The following is a 20,045-nucleotide window of genomic DNA, read 5'->3' as shown; positions in this document are numbered from 1 at the left end:
TAGCACAGGCGTCCCGCCTGTGCCCCTGACATCAATCCACTCAGACGCCAACCATGAGAATTCTAGTAGTAGAAGATGACGAGCGCATTAGCAGAGCGCTAGCAGAAGCCCTCACCGACCAACACTATGTGGCGGATATCGCCACAGATGGTCTGCAGGGGTGGGAATTGGCAGAAGCTTTTCCCTACGACTTGGTTTTGCTAGATATTATGCTGCCAAAGCTGGATGGCATTAGGCTTTGCCAGCGGTTGCGGCAAAAGGGATATGCTATGCCAGTTTTGATGCTAACGGCTAGAGATACCAGCACCGATAAAGTCATGGGGTTGGATGCCGGTGCGGATGATTATGTCGTTAAACCTTTTGACCTCAAGGAATTGCTAGCTCGCATCCGCGCCCTGCTGCGGCGGGGGAGTTCCATATTGCCGCCGGTGCTAGAATGGGGGAGTCTGCGCCTTGACCCCAGCACCTGTGAGGTGACTTATGCCGGTCAGTTGCTGCACCTCACCCCCAAGGAATATGGTTTACTGGAATTGTTCCTGCGCAGCAACGGTCGCGTGCTTAGCCGGAGTGTTATACTGGATAATCTCTGGTCTTTTGACGACCCGCCGGGAGAAGAAACGGTCAAGGTTCACCTGCGGGGTTTGCGACTGAAGCTGAAAGCAGCGGGCGCACCGGCAGATTACATAGAAACTGTTTATGGCTTGGGGTATCGGCTCAAACAAGGGGTTGCACACTAGGTCGATGATTAAAACTATTTGCAAAATCCTAGTAACCCCACTTCCAACCCCCTCCCTGCGAGCGGGGAGGGGGCTAGGGAGAGGGGTTCATGCTATTAATGTGCGACGCTCAAACAAAACGTCTAATCCAGCGTTTTGCGCCTTGCAGTGGCGTCTGCTGCTGTCATACTCGGGCGTGATGGTGGCGATTCTGGGCGCGTCTGCGGGAGCTGGTTACGAGTTTTTCGCTCACAGTCTCTATCAGCAGCTGGATAACCACTTGATGACTTTGGCTGATGCAGCCGCTCACAGTTTGGAAGTGATTAAAGATGGCTCCCACGAGCGGCGTGAAGAGCGTGAAGAGCATGAAGAGCATGAAGAGCATGAAGAGCATGAAGAGGATAAAGAGGATAAAGAGGATAAATATGAAAACGCTGACAAACCCCCAGCAGAACACAAAAAACTTATGCCCCGCCTCGATGGGGATGGAGATTTAGACATACCCTGGCAAAATCTGCGCCAACCCCATCAAGGCATGGAGTGGTTTAGCGAAAAGGGGCAGCTGTTGGCAAAAGAAGGCACACTCTTCCCCACCTGGGAACTGGTACGAACAAGCGCCTTGTCTGGCAAAACTTTCCAGCAGGGACTGATTCGCACCCTCACCCTGCCGGTTTACGAGTACGACTCGCAGGAAAAACAGGGAGAGCTAGAAGGCTATGTCCGCATCAGTGAGTCGGCAGAAACCGTGGAAGCTGTTTTGGGCAAACTCCAGTGGGGATTGATTTTAGGAGGCGCAGTTGCTTCTGCCCTCACGGCTGTTGGCGGCATGTGGCTGACCAGGCAAGCTATCAAACCAATTGAGCAAAGTTTTGAGCAGCTCAAACAGTTTACGGCGGATGCTTCCCACGAGTTGCGCAGTCCCCTGACAGCGATTAAGACTTCGGTTGAGGTGATGCAAAGTCATCCAGAGCGGATTCATTCTGCGGATGTGAAAAAGGTTGAGGATATCGCTTCTGCCACTAACCAAATGGCTTTTTTAGTGGAAGATTTGCTCCTCCTGGCTCGCACCGATGGAAGCCGGTCGGCTACGGCTGTTGACTGGGTGTCTGTACCTTTAGACGAACTGTTAGAGGATTTGCTGGATTTTTTGGAACTGCAAGCAGAAGAAAAGGGAATTACTCTCAAGTCGGATTTGGCAGTTGGTGTGTTTGTTAAGGGAGATGCCGGTCAGCTGAGGCGTTTGTTTTCTAATCTGCTGGAAAATGCCTTGCAATATACGAACGCCAAGGGAACTGTAACCCTTTCCATGACTAAATTTGACCGAGGTGTCACCGTTAGTGTTGAGGATACTGGTATCGGCATTGCTCCCGAGGATGTGAGGCGGGTTTTCGATCGCTTCTGGAGAGCGGATAAGGCGCGAAGCCGGCGAGAGGGGGGTTCGGGGCTGGGATTGGCCATCGCCCTGGCCATCGCTCGCCGGCATGGAGGAGAAATCACCGTCACTAGCCAGGTGGGTGCCGGCACCTGCTTTCGGGTGCGCCTGCCGGCAGTCTAGATGGCCACACAGGAAGATGGGACAGGTTCAACCCGCACAAGGTCAAAATTCGATCGACCGGCTGAGTGAGATGTGGGAGCTATCTTGCATTTAATCTGCGCGGGTTGGAGAGGCTCCGCCTCCCGGCAGGCGCTCCCAGCCTGAGGCTGGGAGCGAGGAAAGACGGCATTGAATATGTAATCCAAAAGTTTTTTAGCAATTTCCAGTTTCTTTCCGAGTTCTTTACTTTCTGGCTCTAACTTAGAGAGTAGAGCGCTTTCAGCCATCAGCACTGACGGCATAGTGCTGGCTCAAATCCAGCCTTTGTGGAGCTCTACCTGACATGCAGTTCAAGGAGTCAAAAAATGTCTGACAGCAATGAATTACACCTGTCCTCCGACGCGGAAGGCGCTGACGATCTCATAGAAGATAGCTCGATAAATGATGACAAGTTACTGCTGAATAGCGCTGGCGTCATCCAGGGATATAATGGCGATGACAGCGGGCGCGGTCAAACCGGCAGTAACAGCTTGTACAGCGCTAGCACTGCCAAAGATATGGAGGGAAACGACAGCAATGACCACTTAGAAGGCAATGACAGTGATGAGCATCTGAATGGCCATTTAGGCAACGATGACTTGTACGGCAACCGGGGCAAAGACAACATAGAAGGCAACGAAGGCAACGACCACATTTATGGCGGCGATGATGACGATACCGGCAGCGGTGGCGATGGGGATGACTCTTTAAATGGCGGGCTCGGCAATGATGACTTGTACGGCAACCGGGGCAAAGACAGGATAGAAGGCAACGAAGGCAACGACCACATTTATGGCGACGATGGTGACGATACCGGCACCGGTGGGGATGGGGATGACTATATTCATGGCAATTTAGGCAACGATGACTTGTACGGCAACCAAGGCAAAGACACGACAGACGGCGGCGAAGGTAACGACCGCATTTTTTGCGGCAAAGATGACGATACCGGCATCGGTGGCGATGGGGATGATTTCGTCAATGGCAATATGGGTCGCGATTCAGTTTACGGCAGCAATGGCAACGACACACTCCGAGGTGGGAAAGATGCTGACGTCCTGACTGGTGAGACAGGTGATGATGTCCTCTATGGAGACTTGGGTGCCGATACCCTGATTGGCAACGCAGGTAATGATATTTTCGTAATCGCCAGCGGCACCGGCGGCAATACCCTAGAACTTGCCGACATCATCATCGACTTCCAGGATGGCGCTGACAAAATTGGCCTCGCGAATGGTTTAACATTCGCTCAGCTGGGGATTGCTCAAGGAACCGGCACCCATGCCGGCGACACCATTATCCAAATTGCCAGCACCGGCGAGTTCTTAGCAATCCTGAACGGTATTAACGTTTCTGCCATCACCAGCGCTGACTTTACATTGCTCTAATTTAGGTTTCGATATCTTGATTTTTTGCAGCTACAGGTATACCCCTCAACGTGCCACTATTTAAGCTCGATTTGACCTTTTTTACCTGAGTTTGGACTCCCCTGTAACCCATATCCAAGCTAAAGATTTATTCCGTTTGAGGCTCTCACAAATGCCCAAAGTTAACTTTCGCAAACTTCACCGCCAAATTGCTCCCATTCTTTTCCTGCCCCTGTTTATCACTGCGATTACAGGCATCGCCTACCGGCTTGGAAAAAGTTGGTTTGGCATGTCGCCAGATGTAGCGGAAATTTTTATGGTAATTCACCAGGGCGAATTTCTGGGCTCCCAGCTCAAGCCGGTCTATGTGCTTCTGAATGGCGTGGGGCTTGTAGGATTGGCCGTCACTGGGCTGAGTATGACGGGGATATTTCGCCCCAAGCGCCCTAAGCCAGAATAAATGAAACTATGAGTGCCGGTGGGACCTGCAAAGCCACCCATACCAAAAAACCAGGTTTCTTAAAGTTCCCGGTTTCCCAGACCCTCACGATAGGGCTTATTTGATGGCCCGACTAACTTTCCCCTCCCGCGCCGGCGAGAGAAGATAGCTAAAACCTAACACCTAACAAAGATTTAATTCAGGGATTAAAAGTATGAATCGTTCCCTAAACATCCGCAACATCGCTCACACAACTGCAGCCACAGTATACTTAACTGCACTGGGCGCATTCACCCTGGTTGCTTGCGCACAGCAGCAACCACCGGCGGCGGTTGTCGAACCGCAAGAACAGCAGGTGAGTCAGCAACCGGCACAGCTAGTTTCTAATAAAGATTCAGTGACGCTGAAAAATCTCCAAGCGGCGTATAATGGAGAATCAAATGCCCACGCCCGCTATTTAGCGTTTGCTAAAAAAGCAAAAGAAGAAGGCTATATGCAAGTTGCGAGTCTCTTCAAAGCTGCCGCAATCGCTGAAGCCATTCACGCTTCCAATCACGCCGCGATCATTCGCAAGATGGGCGCTAAACCCGAAGCCACACTGGAAACGCCGGCGGTGAAATCCACTCGTGAGAACTTGGAAGCTGCTATTCAAGGCGAGTCTTACGAGCGCACCACCATGTACCCGCAATTCATCGAGCAAGCTAACAAAGAAGGCAACAAAGAGGCTGTCGAGACGTTTGAATATGCCGAAGAAGCCGAGGCGGAACACGCTAAACTCTACACTCAGGCTAAGGATAACCTGGAAGACTGGAAAGAAGCTAAGATGGTCTTCTATGTCTGTCCTGAGTGCGGTTACACAACAACTACCTTGCAAAACTGCCCCGAATGCGGCAATGACAAAAATCTGTTTTTGGAAGTCGTTTGAAAGAGCTGGGGGTGCCGGGAAGGATATTCCGTTCTCAGGTGGCACAATCCCTTGTCCGCATGTATAGATTTTGTATACCTACCCTGGTAGGGCGGGTTCAGCCAAGATATTTATGGCACAGATCAGAATATTAATAAACCCGCCCCACATCGCCAACAACAAAGGTGCTGCCAGACATGATATCGCCGGCTGCAATCCCTAGGAAGTGCCCTGGAAAAACTTGACCTGTAAAATTATTGATGTGAGGTTTGTATGAATCGCCGTAATTTTCTCGCTTGGATGGGTGTTGGTTCCTTCGCCAGCTATTTGCCGGTGGCGCTCGCCGCCACTTCTTCCAACACTAAAAAGTTACTTGCTGAGGTGGCAAATGCTGCGCCCGTAGCCCAAGGCGATGGGTTTCGCCGTGTGGGCACTGTAGCTGAACTGGATAAAACGGGTAAACTGACCGCAGATTCGGTTTTAGTCGTCCGCAACCCAGCGAATCCCAGCAGTCTCTCTGCTGTCAATCCCCGCTGCACCCACGATGGCTGTACAGTGGAATGGAAAGCCGGTCAAAAAAACTTTCTTTGTCCCTGTCACGACGCTAAGTTTGCCGCTGATGGCAAAGTGCTGCAAGGTCCGGCTAAACTCCCCCTAGAAACCTATGACACTAAAATAGAAGGGGGTTCAGTCCTTGTGAGAGAGAAGGCGCGAAGGACTTCTCAAGTCCAACAAAATAGTCTCAGCCATCCAAACAGCTAGCGCAACTGCGAGGAGCGCGAGGAGTCAGGACAAGAGGGTGACAGCTGAGGCAGACAATAAAAAGGAAAAGGGCAGAGCGCATACCTTTTCCTTTTTTTAACAGGGTGCGAGGTACGGAGAAACCCGGTTTCTTTAAGAAACCGGGTTTCTGGGCCATAGTTGATCTAACTGAGAAACGCTATAATCTTTTGTGGGAAGCATCGCCTGTCGTTTTTCCAGCGTCGGGCCAGATGTTTGCCCCTCAAGAAAGCCCAAAAATGCCACAGTCTTCTCAATGAAATCGCCAAAGCCAAGTGTTTAAATCTCAGCCAACCTCGAAGAATGTACTGGATACGAGACTGCACGGCACTCGTACCAGTGCCTTTATGGATGAGCTATTAAGCAACAGCGCTCATTTTTTAATTCTGAAGAGCCTGTCAGATTTAATCTTAGTGGGTTGGCCAGCTTTCATCACAGACCCAACCGAATATTTGCTGGCGCTAGCAATGCTCGTGCAAGCTTGGGACCTGTCACGCCCCAGCGCTCACCGTTTTTGGGGCAACCTCACCGGCGTGACTGTCTACACGGCACTCGATTTGCCTGTAGACGGGCTGGAGTTTTTCCAAAACCCCACTCACCTTGTCTTTTGGTTATTTTCCTTAATTATTGCCACTTTACAGGGACTGCGATTTCATTGGGCTACAGGTGCTAAGTGCTGGATTATTCCCCTCGAAAGCTTGGCGCGGACTCTGATGGTGGTAGCTTTTTATATAGTAATTGGATTCACCGACCGGGCAATGTCTCCTCTCCAACAAATACTCAAGTTTAAGTTGAGTGACGAGCACTGGTTTTTGCTTTGGAGTATGGTGTTGGTCGGTCTGCTTTTGGGCTTGCAGTCGCTACAGATAACCGAACAGAGACAGCAGCTACAAGAAACCGCAACAGTTCTGCGCAATATGGCGGAGTGGGGGATGGGAAGTCATGCTGTTGCGGCTGCAGTTCACAATCCGGAAGCGCTGGCATTTCACAAGTGCGATCGCACAATTATATTTATGGACATTCGCGGCTTCACGGCTTGGTGCGAGCGGACAAAACCAGACACGGTTGCCGCAGTTCTCAATAAGTATTACCGCAGTGTCGAACCGGCAGCAGCCCAGCACCTGCCTCTTAGAATAACATTTACCGCTGATGAAGTTATGGCAATTTATGCCACGCCCCAGCAAGGCGTTGCCGCCGCCCGCGACATGCGCAACGCCGCACTGCAAACCCTTACTCCCTATAATATAGGGGCTGGATGTGCGGTGCACTGTGGCAGTGTCGTAGAAGGGCTTTTTGGCAGTGAGGGGGTCCGGACTTACACCGTTATTGGGGATGTGGTCAACACCGCCAAGAGACTGGAAAGCGCCACACCGGCAGGAGAAATTACTGTGTCCGATGCCCTCTATCAAGCTGTGGGCAGACAGTTAGCAGTTGAACCCTGCAAACCCATTTTAGCCAAGGGCAAGACTGAGGCGATCGTCGCTTGGCGACTCCTTCCCTCTTAAATTCTATTTTATACCGCCTGCACCCAGACAGCTCCCCCATCGCTTGCTGACTTTTCTTAACAGGGCCATCTAAAGAAAATCTGTAATTTATCAGTCTCCCAAAAGTTCAGGTGATAATCTATGATGTAGCAACAGACAGTTTGTTTAGGACACGCTTGACAGGCCGTTCCGTGCGGGCGCGTACTGAGGCAACGCCTTTCCTAGGAAGTATAGACGTAGGGCCGGCGTCTCGCCTGCCCTCATACCCTCAAAGTCTAATGTCCTAACCTAACTGGCTACTGCTATAACTCAGGCGCGGATAGCCGCGTCTGGGTGTGTTTTGTTAATCCATCAGAGTCAATCAGTAGTCCGATCTTGGATTGGGGTGTTGTAAATGCCGAGTTTGTACTTATTTTTAGTCCTGGGTTTTCTGGGCAGCGGTCACTGCGCCGGCATGTGCGGGCCGTTTGTGATGGCCTATACGCGCCCTCAAAGTAACAGCTGGCACTCTCATGTGCTGTACGGTTTGGGGCGCTCTACCACTTACGCTTTCATGGGATTTCTCGCCAGTAGTTTCGGTCAGGTTTTGCAAGATTTGCTGGGATTGCGAGCCGCTATCCTGATTCTGGCTGGTGTGCTGATGCTATACTTAGCTTTAGGACAGCTGCACCTGCTGCCGGTGCGGCTTTTGCCGGTGCAGAACTGGCGGTGGTATCAAAAGAGTGTCGGGCGTTTATTTGACAGCAATCGCTGGTATCGCACCTATCCCCTGGGCGTTTTTCTGGGCTTTATTCCTTGCGGTTTGACGGCAATTGCCCTATCGCTGGCGATTACCCAACCGGTGCCGGTTGCCACCACCGGCATGTTTATTTTTGGCCTCGGCACTATGCCGGCGATGGTGGGCTTTGGGTTGCTGATTCAGCGCCTGAAAATTCCTCGCCTGGAACGCTATATGGCTGGGCTGATGGCTGTGCTGGGAGGTCTGACTGTTTGGATGGGAATGCACCGTTTGGGTTGGGCTGCGCCACCCCCCCAACAGGAACTCCTGATGCGCCTGCACCCTGCAGCGCCGCCGGGTGAGTCTCACAGCCCTCAAATGCCCCACGAACACCATCACTAATATAGCTGTAGCCACTTAGGTTCACACAGTGGGATCGGAGGGAACGCCTGTCCCACGCCTTATATAGCAAATGACGCTCATGTCCTAAACTTACTATTTATTGCTATATCAGCGCATTGGGCATCATCGCATTGGGCATCATCGCATTTTCGATGCAAAGATTTGGGATTTGGGATTTGGGATTGATTGTTGTGTTAAATGCCCCATACGCTATGCGCTATGCCCCATGCCATTAAACTTATCCAAATTTTCCATTTCCCTGAACGATGTGCTTGAGCGTTGTCAGGTTTTCCAAACCAATCAATCCCCGGCGATGCCCTTTTTGGTTCGACATTCCCATAAAAATTGCGTCTCCTTGCTTTGGCTGCCGATAAAAGCGGGGGGAGGCATTTATATAGGTAGAAGCGCTATTGATTTCCAAGGCAAACTGGCGGCTTTCCTGATAGGATTCTGTGACAATGCAATCGGCATGGCCGCTACTGTACCGGTTAATCCAAGCAATGCCGGCATCCAGACTCTCGACGACTTTAAACGCTACTGTTTTGGTTAAATACGCTTGGTTCCACTCGGATGGGTCTGCCGGCTTTAACTGCGGGAAATCCGCCACGAGCTGGGCGTCTCCCCTGATTTCAAAGCCCTTTTCCTTAAGGCTGTTCCACAGCATTGTCAGGGAAGAGGGCTTTTGATCTCGGTGAATCAGCACTTTCTCAATGGCGTTGACTGGATCTGGCTCGCTCTGGTGGCTGTCTGCAATCACCCAGCGAGCCACATCCAAGCTGCCGGTGGGGGACCAGTAGAGGTAACAGTTGCCCATCGCCGACTTTAACACCGGCGCGGTGGCTTGCCGCACCACCTGCTGCACCAGACTGGGCCGGCCATAGGGAATGACTAGGTTTATGTACTGATCTAGGGTGACTAAATCCCGGATGGAGGCTCCCTGCTCGCAGGGGAGCAGCTGCAGGCACGCCACCGGCAGGCCGGTTTGCTGGAGCGCCGACTGCAAGGACTGGACAATCAAATCGTTGGAGTGGCTGGCTTCACTCCCGCCTTTGAGAATCAAGGTATTGCCGGTTTTCACGCACAAACCGGCTGCGATTGCGCCCAAATCCGGAAATGCCTCGTACACCAAGGCGATCGCGCCCAGGGGCATCAGCTGGCAGTAAATCTGGGAGTGTTCGATCTGGTAGGGTGCGGTGAGCACCCTCCGCAGCGGATCGCCTAACTCCGACAGGCGCTGTAGAATTTGGATTGCTGTCTGGAGCCTTTCGGGTGTCAGCTTCAGCCATTCCAGAATCAGCTCCGGCACCGCCATTTCCCGAGAGGCTTCTAAATCGAGGGTGTTTGCTTCCAGGATGTCGTTGGCGTCGCGCTTTAGCGCTTTTGCCATTGCTTGCAAGGTTCTCGAACGGTCCGCCCCGTTTACGGTGGCCAATTCCAAGGATGCCTGATAGGCGCGGCGAGCGGCAGCAAGGGGAGCCGGTATTGGGTTCAAGGAGTCGGTTGTCATGGAGCTAACGCCTGTAAGCCAGCCACACCATCAGCGCTGGCAGCACGGCCAGCAGAACTGCTACCATCGCCCAGGGAATTATATTGGCTCCCACTGGCGAGCGCAGCGCTAAGGGAAGCCATACAATCAGCAGCACTAGGAGAATTCCCAGGGCCAAGGGCAAGTAACTGTCTCTTATCCCAGAATAGGCTTTATTCCACTGGTGGCCCGTCCATCGCCAAGCTTGTCTGTAAGGATAAGTCGTCGAGAGTTGCTCGATTTTGTGCCCGTTTTCTTCGACAACAAATATCTGCTGGCACCGATTGCAGCCAAACGCTTCTGTCAGGGCAATAGGAACCAGCTTCCCGCGACGCCGGCAGGGGCACGGGTACTCAGCATTTAAGTCAATCTTCTGGGATTTTTGAGATTGCACAAGTGAGTGTACAGCCAAAACTATACTATCTGAGCTTATCTAAACTGTATCGGGAACGATGTTTTTCCCTTAATCTTTTAACAATGTCCGTCAACCGCAGACTGGCGTTCGGCGGAGCGCAGCCAAAACACTCCTGATATCTTGGCCACTGTGCAAATTTTAGCACTCCCCACTGAGGGCGTGTACCTGTCTTCCGAGGGATCTGCTTCCGCATGGGGCATAGGGCATGGGGCATGGCGCATGGCGCATTCAACACAACAATCAATCCAAAATCCAAAATCCAAAATCCAAAATGCCCAGTGCCCAGTGCTCAGTGCCCAGTGCCCAATATGAGAAAAGTCTGGAGCGTTTCTGCCCCAGACCTTTCTTACATATACTTCCCTCAAAGCGGGTCACGCGATTCGAACGCGCGACATTCACCTTGGCAAGGTGACGCTCTACCACTGAGCTAGACCCGCTCGCCTTCCAACAATTTCTAGTGTGTCAGACTTTTGAGAGTTTGTCAAGGGTTTTCCAAAAAATTTTTTGAAAAATTTTTTGGGCCACTTTTAGGGCTGTTCCAGGGGCTCGGCGGCCCCTTCTGGCCGGGCATTTTTCAGGGTGGCGGGCAGGCTCTGGGGGGCACCGGCACCGGCGGCGTACAGTTCTGCGGCGGCGCTGCCCTTGAGAAGGCGCATCAAACTGGCCATCTCCAGGGCGCTCATCGCGTAGTTCCAGCCGAGGTTGCTCTTGATGCCGGCTCGCTCTAGGGCTTGCTGCATGGTGTCTGCGGTGATGATGCCGAATATCACCGGCACGCCGGTTTGGAATCCCGCCGCCGCAATTCCCTTGGCCACTTCTGCCGCCACATAGTCGAAGTGGGGCGTTTGGCCACGGATCACCGCACCCAGGCAAATCACCGCATCGTAGCGACCGCTGAGGGCCAGCTGCCGGGCCACCAGGGCGACTTCAAAACTTCCCGGCACCCAAGCGTAATCCACCTGCGTCCCGTGCGGGTCGGTGTCTACGCCGTGGCGCTTCAGGCAATCCTGACAGCCTTCCAGAAGCTTGTTGGCGATCAGGTCGTTGAACCGACCGATGACGATTGCCATCCGCAACGTGCCGGTTTGAGTGAACGTTCCCTCGAAAACTGCCATCTGAGACTTTTATTGTTTATTGGTAATTTCCAACTTGTAACTCATGGGGGGGGAGAAGTGAGGAGGAGCCATTAGCCATTAGCCATTAGCGATGAGCCAATGACAAATGACCAATGACACCCCCTAGACCACCAAGTAGTTCAAGATGCCCACGAGAATGACGAGAGCGAACCAGATGCCGGAACCGAGAAACAGCAGGGGTTTGGACTGATCCCAGTTCTGGGGTGTGGCATAGGCGACGGGGACGCCAATCACCATCACGAAGGACAGCAGGACGAGAGCGGCGAGCGCAATTTGAAATATGATAGTCATTTTCTTTTCTCCCAACACGAGCGGTGGACTGGACAGCAAAGATTCCGCCTGACTCAGGATACTCCAGAATCAGCCTTGAGTCTTACGCTACCAAAAAATGACGCCATAGCAGCAGTGTCTCTGGCAGGACAGGTTTAGAGTCGGCCTCACGCGCACGCCCGCATGGCGCACGCCCGCATAACGCATTGGGAATCGGGCATTGGGCTAATGATCAACTTCTCTCCTAACCCCTAACCCCTAACCCCTAACCCCTAACCCCTAACCCCTAACCCCTAACCCCTAACCCCTAACCCCTAACCCCTAATATCGGGCAGTGGGCGATGGGGCCCCGAGCCTTGGGCCATAGGCGACCGGCAATCGGGCCATAGGCGACCGGCAATCGGGCATGGGGTCAATTCTCACTTCCCTTCTGAAACCTACCCCCTACTCCCTAACCCCTAACCCCTTTGGAGCATGGGGTATGGGGCCTGGGGCTCACGCGCATGAGGCATGGGGAAGATTTGCACTTGCGCTCAAAGCGCACGGCGCAAAGCCCCTGCGCGAGAAATCAGCAATGCGAGCGTGCGAGCGTGCTTTTTCCATACAGTGCGCTCCTTGAGGACAGTTCGCGAACTGTAAAGTTTTATTGCTTCGGGGGGGTGAGGGTAGCACCGAGGGCTTGCGAAACCCAAACCTCAAAGGAGCGCCACCCATACCGCCGCACCGCAACACTGGCATCGACAACCGGCTCTACGAGAATGGTGAACATGCCGAGGCGGTTGCCGGCGAGGACGTCGGTGAACAGCCGGTCCCCCACCATTGCCACTTCCCCCACCGGCAGGTTCATGGCGTCTACTGCCTGCCTTAATTTCCGTCTGGAAGGTTTGGCAGCTCCCAGGATATAAGGCAAGTTTAAAGACTCGGCGATGCCGCTAATCCGAGGAAGGCTGAGGTTGTTGCTGACCAACCACAGCGCTGCCAGCGGTCTAATTTCCTCCACCCAGTCGCGCAGTTCTGCAGACGCAGAGTTCACCCGCAGCGGCACCAAGGTTTCATCCACGTCCAGCACCAGCCCCTTGAGCTGATATTCCTGCAAAATGGCCGGTGTGAGGCTCAGAATTGAGCCTCCCAGAACTAAGTCAGGCTGTAATAGTTTGCCCCAAGTCATCCCAAATTGCTTGCTTTACAATTGCAAAATTTTAATTTCAGTTTCCTTTAGCATCCCGCTCGTTGTGAATTCGCGCTTGAGCTGCTTCGTGTTCCGCTAGAGTGCGGCTGAAGACGTGAGTGCCATCATACCGCGCCACGAAATAAAGGTATTCTGTTTTATCCGGAGAAAGGGTTGCTTTTAAACTTCCCACTCCTGGACTGGCGATCGGCGTCGGAGGCAACCCCGGATTGAGATAGGTGTTGTAGGGCGAAGGCGTCCCTACCTGGGCGTAAGTTAATGGTTTATCCGGAGTCTGGGTGACTCCTAAGCCGTATTCAACCGTAGGATCGGAACCGAGGGTCATTCCCAACTCCAATCTCCGGGTAAACACTCCGGCTATTGTCGGAGCTTCGGCGGGGACGACCGCCTCTTTTTCCACAATACTAGAGAGGGTCACCCAGTCGCGGAGGTTGAACTCGCTCTTTTTCGGGCTGTTTTGATAGAGCGGGAGGGCCAGTTCCTGAAATCGGTTGAGCATCTGCCGGATGACGGCAGTTGGGGTGATGTCATCCCCGATCAGCTCGTAGGTGTCGGGGTATAAAAAGCCTTCCAGGTGGGGCAAGCCATCGGGCAGCCACGGGTACAGGTCTTTAGGGATCTGTTTTGTGGCTGCGAGAAAGTCAGCGGCGGGGAAAAACCCTTCCGACTCAAAGTAAGCAGCCATCTGCGCCATCGACCACCCCTCCGGAATCGTGAAGCTGACGGTCACCACCTTGTTGGTCAAAATTTGGGTGGCGATTTCCTCGAGGGACTGGGCCGGCGACAGCTTATAAGTGCCGGCTTTAAACTCAGTGCTGCTGTTTTGCAGCAGCAGCCAGCGCGTCCACAGCCGCCAAGCCATCTCCGAGCGAATCAGGCCCGCCGACTCCAGCTTTTGGCCAATCTGCAGGGCCGGCGTTCCCGGTTCGATGCGGAAGCTAACAGGCAGTGCCTGCGCGCCCTCACTGACTGGGGCACTGACCCGCTGCCACCAGAGCTTGCCCTGCCAAGCGCCAATTCCCAGACCCGCCACCAGAACCAGCAGCGACCAGGTGGCAATGCGTTGGACAACTTTCATGTTCTGTTACCTAAACAACCATTTAGATTTTAGATTTTAAATTTGAGAGTGAATGGGCCAGGGTAGATCTCAAATCTCAAATCTTCAATCTAAACTGCCTTTCCTAGTCAAGTTCATCGAAGAGCTGGCTTTCAATCATGGCCTCTAATTCTGGCAGGACTGGCTCTAATTTCTTCAACTCTTCGGGCGAGAGCAATTGCGGCTGTCCCGATGGATTCATGCGAGCCAAGATGAAGAAAGGCTCGAGAGGCGTGTAAATGGCGTACTCCTGCTCTTCCTGGTAGAAGCTCACCAGCCACTGCAGCTCCTCGTAATCGCGATCCTCCGAGTTTTCATCTTCCTCGAAATCCTCTTCGGCCAATTCTGGCAATTCTCCCTCCACCGTCAGGGTGATGGCGGAGCGCTTGAGGGTGAGGTTCTGCTCTTCGAGAACCGCTTTGGCGGTAGAGAATATCTTGTCAATTTCGGCCTCATCTTCAACCGGGATAGCTTCTTCTTCCTCCCCCTCACCCTGCCAAGCAAATATTTCCACCGGCGAGTCAACGGGCAGCAGTAAAACGTATTCCTGACCCTCTAACTCCAAAGAGTGCTCGATGGAACAGAGGAGAGAGCGCCCGGTTTCATCTGTCAGGGTGACGGTTTCTGAGGGCGGACGCCCATTCTCTTTCGGGGATTTCGATGAGTGCATAGCGATAGGAGTACAAGTCAGGGGCAGTTTCCAGGAGCGCTGGAGATACTTCAATGCGGAAAGCTATACCCACGGAGAGCGCCGGTCACGGTTTTTTTGGACTTTTGTCGCGCCTGCGGGAAGCACTCACCAGAATATCACAGCCTCACGCCTCACTCGCGAGCTTGCCGCCGCCCGTCGAGCCACTGCTGCAAAATCAGCGCCGCCGCAAAGCGGTCAACCAGGCTCTTGTTGCGGGAGGGGGAGATATTCGAGGCCATGAGCAGCTGTTCGGCTTGAAACGAGGTCAGCCGCTCATCGACATATTCCACCGGCAGCTGTAGGGCATTGCCCAGCGCTGTGGCAAATTTCCGCACCGCTTTTGCCTGGGAGCCCAGCGTGCCATTCATAGAATAGGGCAAACCGACGACGAGAACCCGCACTTCTCGATCTCCCACCAGTTTTTGCAGCTGGGCCACCGTCCTCTCAAACGAGGTGCGCTCGATGGTGCCCAGGCCGGTGGCAATCAAGCCGGTGCCATCACAGCCCGCCACCCCGATGCGCTTGCTGCCCACATCCAATCCCAGCGCTGAAATTCTGCCCACAGTTCGACCTCAAGCACAGTAAATCAATCAATTTATCTCCCAGCCGAGCCCCTTCTCCCCACTCCCCGATTCCCTAAAACTCACAGCCATTCCATGAAGTTGGAAGAACCTCTTTCTCCCCCCTCTCCCAGAAGGGGAGAGGGGGGCAGGGGGGGTGAGGGGCAAGCTGCCGTCACATACCCAAGATGTGCGTGAGCAGCAGCCGCGCTTCGGGGATGGGGTGCGGAAGTGGGGGCAAAAGCTGGCGCGAAATGCCGTCCCTCTCCCGCTCCACTCTCGGGCCAAACTCCATCAATTGTAATGGCGTTTGCCCTCAGGGGCTGGGATTTCCGCCAGTTTGGAGTCTGACCCTTCAAGGGGCTGGGGGCTTTCTGGCTGAGGGCTGGCTGGGCTTGAGAAGCCCGGGCTGCCGGCACTGTGCTTTGTCTGAGCCTGACTCTGAGCCTGACACTGACTGTGCGCCGGACCGCTCCAGGACATGCGCCCCGGAACGGGCTTGCGAACTGGCTGGAAGCCAGAGAGCACCTCGGACAGCTGCAGGACTTCCAGTGGGGCTAGCCTCGACTCCCGCAGTTTGTGCCAGACGGAACGAGACATCAGCAGGGTGTGAGAAATCCTGGAGGCTCCGATTTGCTCCAAATACTCTTCCCGCTCTGGCTGGTAGTCTGCAGACGCCAGCTGCAACGACTGGGGCGGGAAATCGCCGGCTATTCTGGCCATCTGCGACAGCAGCTCTGGGTAAAGCCAGGTGTACGCTGGGTGGACGGTTAACTGGGCGCTGTGAGGGAAGGAGCCGTTCTTGCACAGCTGCAGTTGAAAATAGCCGATCGCGGCTTTTCGCTGCGGCTCAAACACATAGCCGCTGACGGCTTCCGTGCCGGTGAGCCACTGCTTGAAGCCTTCGATCAGGGCGCTGAGCAGACTGGTTTGAAAGTCCTGGATGTGCCGGTCGAACACTTGGCGCAGTAGCGGCGGCATGGCTGCTGAGTCCAGCTGGCAGAGCAGCTGGGCGTCGGCATTGCTGACCGGCTGCAGGTTGGGCAAATCCGGCTCCCGCTCTGCCTGGGAATGCAGCAGCTCGGGGGGGAGGTCCCAGTAGGTCATCTGCGCCAAGGGCTGAAACCCATTTTGCCGGTACAGGGCTAGGGCCATTTTGTCACTAACATTGACTTCCAGCAGCCAAGTGCGAGCCTCCCAGATCACTTCCAAGCAGTGGCGCAGCAGCCCGGAGCCTACTCCCAGGCTAGAGGCGGCTGGATCTACCGCCACTCGCCCCACCCGCCATGTGCTGCGCGTGCGGTTAAATGGGGATATCTGGATCGCGCCGCGAATTTTGCCGTCCTGCTCTGCGACGTGAGTGGTGAACAGGTGCTGGTAGGGGTTGGGAAACAGGCTGAGCAGCTTTATCGGCCAATACCAGCGGCGCACTTGCGACAAGTGCCCGCAAGTCTCTGTCGAGCGACTGTGCGCCTCCCCCTCAAACGCCGAGGCGAAGTGTTTTTCTAGCACTTCCAGATCGCGGTACTGGACGGGGCGGATCGCTGTATTCGGGCTTTGCGAGGTTCCTGGAGTCATTGTGCGAATGCGGCGAGGAAACTTCCGCGCAAGCGAGACGCTTTGCGGTGAGGGCAATCGCCACCCTCCGTTTAGGGTTGACAGTTCTTCCGGTTTTTAGGTGCCGTTTGGCTGGGTATCGGAAAACCTTTGAGTTTTGCTGGGCCTTGGGCACCGGGAACTGGCACCGGTGCCAGTGTCCGAAACCGCTCACCGGCACGCTGCACTCAGTCGGTCAGCGCTCTGGCCTGCTTTTGCCAGCATTCGGCAAGTTACCAAGCACTGCCGGCACGAGCGAGCCGATACTTGCTGCACTCAATCCACCGGGAAGTGCTGTCAATATCTTAACTGCTTTTACGCTGATCGCGGAAGCAATTTCGCCAAATAATCCCGCTGTTGCTTGTGTTTTACGACCTGAGAGGGATGTGGGGGATCGCGGGACACTAAACGGGGGCGATCGGGGGCGAGCGTCCGGTGATGGCGGGCTTGCTGCTTGCAGGCTCCGGCTCTGTCCAGCAGTTGGGCGATCCCCCCCCGACAAGTGCGTAGATCTTCCTACGAGGCTTGACACTATTCTCGCACCCTGCATGCCTCTCACAGCAATGTGCCGGGATCAATAAATATCACAGGTGCTGCCCTCAAGGTGCCGGTTTTATGCTCCGCCGGATGCCGGCACCGGCACACTTGCCGCCGGCTGGGGAGCCGGCAGTGGCCACGTTCCTTCGAGCCGGTGGGGAGAGGGTTGCGCTTGAGGATTTATGCCGGTGTGTCGAGTTAGGTGGGGCGTTGCATTTTTGCTAGGATACAGGCGATTTGAACAAGACTGTTGGCGAGTTGATGTCGTCGGGTGCTAATCCTGAACCGCCCCCGTGAAGGGACGCCAAAAAGGAAGAACAAGGCGGCAGCGGTTGCAAACATTAATAGCGGGCAATTGACCGAATAAGGATCTAAGCGGCTCCCACGGTTGAATCCAGTCCCCCCTCACGGAGAGCGCCAGCAGACTCTTGGAAATTCACGTTTCGGGCTTTCCTTTCGCCCTTGCGCTCGTGGGGCTAATCAGAGAAGTCAGCCCGATAGAATTTTTTTTGCCGGTGCGTGGAGTTGTGCCGGTCGTCCTATTTTTTCCTCTCTCCTGGCAACGATAGCGTTTCTCCGTTGGCTGAACTATGGCCTTTGAAACCCGGTTTCTTTCAGAAACCGGGTTTCTCCGTGCCGCACTAATACGAGAAACGCTCTATTTCTTCAGCGTCGTGAAGGGTGCTAAGCGAAATTTTCCGCTCCCTCTGCGCCGCGCCAGGACCGAACGCTGTATCCCTGGCTCTCGCCGGAGTGCTGGCGTGCCGGCAGCGGATTGGAGGCAGAAAAAGGCGTTACGAGTGCCACTTGCTCAACTGTCCGCAAGGGCAAACGGCAGAACCGGCGCTGTGATGGGGTGGGAGTGGCGACAAACACAGCCAGTTTAAATAGCGCACCACCGGCACAACCTCGCGCTTCCAGAAACTCATAGAGTTAAACCATAGAGTTCAGAGCGCATTCAATGGACACCGCAATCCCCCTCACCCAAATCTTCTCCGCCGTCGCCGCCACTGCCTTTCCCTGCTGCCCAGCACCGCCGCGAAAAGTCTGAATTCGACGAACACAGGGAAACCGCCGAGTTTCTCATCCCCTTGGTTTCATCAAAAGGTTTTAAAATCCCCGCTAGCCAGTAGCTAAATAATCTCTTCAACCCTATCCGCTCCTGGCCGATTAAGTTGTCTCTGTTTGGTTTCTTACTCCTAATTACTTGCTATCGCCGGGGAGCTAATGCCCCGGTTTTTTCTTGCTGGGTGCCGGTGCGCTGCCCTTTTTTCTGAAAAATAGCGCGTCAATAACCTTCCTGGAAATTTCAGAACCCCGGTTTCTTTAAGAAACCGGGGTTCTGGGCCCTATGCGGTTGCGCAAATCATTTAGAACTGGTATATACCATAGGTGGTGCCTTTGCTCTCGTCCCCGCCTCACCTCACACGGCACTTTCTTTCCCACATGTGGCCAGCTCTCCCCTGAAACATTCCCCCGTCCGAGATGAGGCGGTAAGCTATGGCGCATTTAATTTGCAATAAACTATCTATTAGAGCGCTCTCAGATTGAGCTGGTAAAGCAATCTGGAGGCTCTGCCCCCTACAGCGAAAAAGCAGGTTAAAAGCCTAATATTTATCGCGCCGTCAAGAGCTAAATGCCTTTGCGGCTAAGATTTTAGGAGCGAACGACCAATGAATTTTCCAAAACGGGATTTGATAACTGGACTGCGGCTCAAACCCGCTCTCAATGAAGAGTTTTTAAAACTAGCCGGCCCATCCGATATTCAAATCAGCTTGCTTTTCATCGACATTGATGGCTTAGCCTGGGCCAATCAACAATACGGGCCTTTTGAAGCAGACAAGTTTCTCCATAAAATCTCCAAAATCATTGCTTGTGAGTCTGCGAATTACGAAGTGTTTCGGATAGGAGGAGATGAGTTCGCTATGCTGATGGGAGTGAATTTGCAGGCCGCCGCTGAATTCGCTGAACAAATTAGGAAAAGAGTAGAGGTTGAGCTGTTTAATCATAAAATATCCCGTCTAGTTCGTCTTGCCGGCTCTCAGCCCCCTACTTATGCGGAGGTATCGCTAACCGTCTCTTGTGCCGTCGCTTTATATCCGCAGCACGGGACAACTTTAGATTCTTTACTGCAAGCTGCCGATCTCGCTATGTACAGGGAAGCAAAGCTGCTTGGCGGAAACAGTGTTACCTTAGTCGGGGGTTAGACAGCCCCTAGCAATCAGCAGCTAGAGGTCTAACAATTGATGGCGTTTGATAACACCTCACACCTCTTTTCGCACTGGTTCTCTGTTTTTGCTGTTTCCAGGAGAGTCAGGTGAGATCCCCCCAGTCGGAGCGGGGTTTTGTGCCACCGGCACTACAAGGGGGGAAATGCTCTTGCGCCGCCCTTTTTTAAGAAGGGGGAAAGGGGGGATCTAGCACAAGTGTTGAATTCTGTCACAAAACTTTACATTTTAGCTTACATTTATCCTGCCCTGAGTAAAAAAGCTTAGCCAGAGAGAAGTCGTTCTATCCAGTGGACATAGCTGATTTCTTGACACATACAACATTGAAGATAGCGGAGTTTATCTAGTAGCGTAGTCCCCCATTCTTCAGGAATATCTACTATCTTTAATATCAGGTAAGCTATCAGCGAAACATAAAT

Annotated in this window: 22 protein-coding genes, 1 tRNA gene and 1 pseudogene; 12 read left to right on the top strand and 12 right to left on the bottom strand. The window is 53.6% G+C overall.

The features are described from left to right. Nucleotides 1–53: 53 nt before the first annotated feature. The 8 genes from OSC10802_RS0128295 (at nucleotide 54) to OSC10802_RS0128255 (ending at nucleotide 8,383) form a co-directional block, all read left to right on the top strand. Nucleotides 54–737: a response regulator transcription factor gene (locus tag OSC10802_RS0128295; protein WP_017720148.1), complete on the top strand. Its 684-nt coding sequence runs from the start codon at nucleotides 54–56 to the stop codon at nucleotides 735–737. 100 nt (nucleotides 738–837) lie between these two features. Then, complete coding sequence (locus OSC10802_RS0128290) at nucleotides 838–2,271, top strand: sensor histidine kinase (RefSeq protein ID WP_026098890.1); 1,434 nt, start codon at nucleotides 838–840, stop codon at nucleotides 2,269–2,271. 344 nt (nucleotides 2,272–2,615) lie between these two features. Continuing rightward, nucleotides 2,616–3,677: a calcium-binding protein gene (locus tag OSC10802_RS42180; RefSeq protein ID WP_017720145.1), complete on the top strand. Its 1,062-nt coding sequence runs from the start codon at nucleotides 2,616–2,618 to the stop codon at nucleotides 3,675–3,677. 151 nt (nucleotides 3,678–3,828) lie between these two features. Then, complete coding sequence (locus tag OSC10802_RS0128275; RefSeq protein WP_017720144.1) at nucleotides 3,829–4,116, top strand: hypothetical protein; 288 nt, start codon at nucleotides 3,829–3,831, stop codon at nucleotides 4,114–4,116. A 193-nt stretch (nucleotides 4,117–4,309) separates the two neighbouring features. Next, nucleotides 4,310–5,020, top strand: coding sequence for a rubrerythrin family protein (locus tag OSC10802_RS0128270; RefSeq protein ID WP_017720143.1), 711 nt, complete (start codon nucleotides 4,310–4,312; stop codon nucleotides 5,018–5,020). Between the two features lie 252 nt (nucleotides 5,021–5,272). After that, on the top strand, nucleotides 5,273–5,761 hold the full coding sequence (locus tag OSC10802_RS0128265; protein ID WP_017720142.1) for a QcrA and Rieske domain-containing protein: 489 nt from the start codon (nucleotides 5,273–5,275) through the stop codon (nucleotides 5,759–5,761). Nucleotides 5,762–6,126: 365 nt separating this feature from the next. Next, nucleotides 6,127–7,284, top strand: coding sequence for an adenylate/guanylate cyclase domain-containing protein (locus OSC10802_RS0128260; protein ID WP_155968498.1), 1,158 nt, complete (start codon nucleotides 6,127–6,129; stop codon nucleotides 7,282–7,284). Between the two features lie 373 nt (nucleotides 7,285–7,657). Next, entirely contained in the window at nucleotides 7,658–8,383 is a 726-nt protein-coding gene (locus OSC10802_RS0128255; RefSeq protein WP_017720140.1) for a sulfite exporter TauE/SafE family protein, read from the top strand. Nucleotides 8,384–8,621: 238 nt separating this feature from the next. On the opposite strand, the gene OSC10802_RS0128250 is transcribed toward OSC10802_RS0128255, so the two are convergent. The 11 genes from OSC10802_RS0128250 to OSC10802_RS0128200 form a co-directional block, all read right to left on the bottom strand. Further along, nucleotides 8,622–9,890 carry a glutamate-5-semialdehyde dehydrogenase gene (locus OSC10802_RS0128250; protein ID WP_026098889.1) on the bottom strand — a complete coding sequence of 423 codons (1,269 nt, stop codon included), beginning with the start codon at nucleotides 9,888–9,890 and terminating at the stop codon, nucleotides 8,622–8,624. 4 nt (nucleotides 9,891–9,894) lie between these two features. Next, a complete protein-coding gene (locus OSC10802_RS0128245) occupies nucleotides 9,895–10,302 on the bottom strand; it encodes a hypothetical protein (RefSeq protein ID WP_017720138.1) in 408 nt (135 codons plus the stop codon). A gap of 77 nt (nucleotides 10,303–10,379) precedes the next feature. Further along, nucleotides 10,380–10,523: a hypothetical protein gene (locus OSC10802_RS51330; RefSeq protein WP_155968496.1), complete on the bottom strand. Its 144-nt coding sequence runs from the start codon at nucleotides 10,521–10,523 to the stop codon at nucleotides 10,380–10,382. 165 nt (nucleotides 10,524–10,688) lie between these two features. Next, nucleotides 10,689–10,760, bottom strand: a tRNA-Gly gene (locus OSC10802_RS0128240). 90 nt (nucleotides 10,761–10,850) lie between these two features. Beyond that, nucleotides 10,851–11,438: a 6,7-dimethyl-8-ribityllumazine synthase gene (gene ribH / locus OSC10802_RS0128235; protein WP_017720137.1), complete on the bottom strand. Its 588-nt coding sequence runs from the start codon at nucleotides 11,436–11,438 to the stop codon at nucleotides 10,851–10,853. Between the two features lie 123 nt (nucleotides 11,439–11,561). Beyond that, nucleotides 11,562–11,750: a photosystem II reaction center protein PsbZ gene (gene psbZ, locus OSC10802_RS0128230; RefSeq protein WP_026098888.1), complete on the bottom strand. Its 189-nt coding sequence runs from the start codon at nucleotides 11,748–11,750 to the stop codon at nucleotides 11,562–11,564. Nucleotides 11,751–12,372: 622 nt separating this feature from the next. Continuing rightward, nucleotides 12,373–12,897 carry a YqeG family HAD IIIA-type phosphatase gene (locus tag OSC10802_RS0128225; protein ID WP_017720135.1) on the bottom strand — a complete coding sequence of 175 codons (525 nt, stop codon included), beginning with the start codon at nucleotides 12,895–12,897 and terminating at the stop codon, nucleotides 12,373–12,375. Nucleotides 12,898–12,934: 37 nt separating this feature from the next. Further along, complete coding sequence (gene mltG / locus OSC10802_RS0128220) at nucleotides 12,935–13,996, bottom strand: endolytic transglycosylase MltG (protein ID WP_017720134.1); 1,062 nt, start codon at nucleotides 13,994–13,996, stop codon at nucleotides 12,935–12,937. Between the two features lie 103 nt (nucleotides 13,997–14,099). Continuing rightward, nucleotides 14,100–14,684 (bottom strand): DUF3727 domain-containing protein, encoded by a 585-nt coding sequence (locus OSC10802_RS0128215; protein WP_017720133.1) that lies wholly within the window; start codon nucleotides 14,682–14,684, stop codon nucleotides 14,100–14,102. 152 nt (nucleotides 14,685–14,836) lie between these two features. Beyond that, entirely contained in the window at nucleotides 14,837–15,268 is a 432-nt protein-coding gene (gene ruvX / locus OSC10802_RS0128210) for a Holliday junction resolvase RuvX (RefSeq protein WP_017720132.1), read from the bottom strand. Between the two features lie 291 nt (nucleotides 15,269–15,559). Further along, nucleotides 15,560–16,843: a GNAT family N-acetyltransferase gene (locus tag OSC10802_RS0128200; RefSeq protein WP_017720130.1), complete on the bottom strand. Its 1,284-nt coding sequence runs from the start codon at nucleotides 16,841–16,843 to the stop codon at nucleotides 15,560–15,562. Nucleotides 16,844–16,972: 129 nt separating this feature from the next. Here OSC10802_RS0128200 and OSC10802_RS0128195 point away from each other — a divergent pair, with 129 nt between their 5' ends. The 4 genes from OSC10802_RS0128195 to OSC10802_RS0128190 all read left to right on the top strand — a co-directional run bounded on the left by OSC10802_RS0128195 (nucleotide 16,973) and on the right by OSC10802_RS0128190 (nucleotide 19,605). Beyond that, nucleotides 16,973–17,170 carry a hypothetical protein gene (locus OSC10802_RS0128195; RefSeq protein ID WP_155968494.1) on the top strand — a complete coding sequence of 66 codons (198 nt, stop codon included), beginning with the start codon at nucleotides 16,973–16,975 and terminating at the stop codon, nucleotides 17,168–17,170. Nucleotides 17,171–17,426: 256 nt separating this feature from the next. Next, entirely contained in the window at nucleotides 17,427–17,600 is a 174-nt protein-coding gene (locus OSC10802_RS51325) for a hypothetical protein (protein WP_155968491.1), read from the top strand. Between the two features lie 479 nt (nucleotides 17,601–18,079). Beyond that, a complete protein-coding gene (locus OSC10802_RS54955) occupies nucleotides 18,080–18,250 on the top strand; it encodes a hypothetical protein (protein ID WP_155968489.1) in 171 nt (56 codons plus the stop codon). A gap of 821 nt (nucleotides 18,251–19,071) precedes the next feature. Continuing rightward, nucleotides 19,072–19,605, top strand: coding sequence for a GGDEF domain-containing protein (locus OSC10802_RS0128190; RefSeq protein WP_017720128.1), 534 nt, complete (start codon nucleotides 19,072–19,074; stop codon nucleotides 19,603–19,605). A 284-nt stretch (nucleotides 19,606–19,889) separates the two neighbouring features. On the opposite strand, the pseudogene OSC10802_RS51315 reads toward OSC10802_RS0128190, so the two are convergent. Then, nucleotides 19,890–20,045: pseudogene (locus OSC10802_RS51315) on the bottom strand (IS4 family transposase); the annotation flags it as partial.

It is taken from the genome of Kamptonema formosum PCC 10802 (assembly GCF_000332335.1).
Lineage (GTDB): Bacteria > Cyanobacteriota > Cyanobacteriia > Cyanobacteriales > Oscillatoriaceae > Oscillatoria.
Note: the sequence above shows the minus strand (reverse complement) of the source record. Positions and strands in the feature narration are given on the sequence as shown.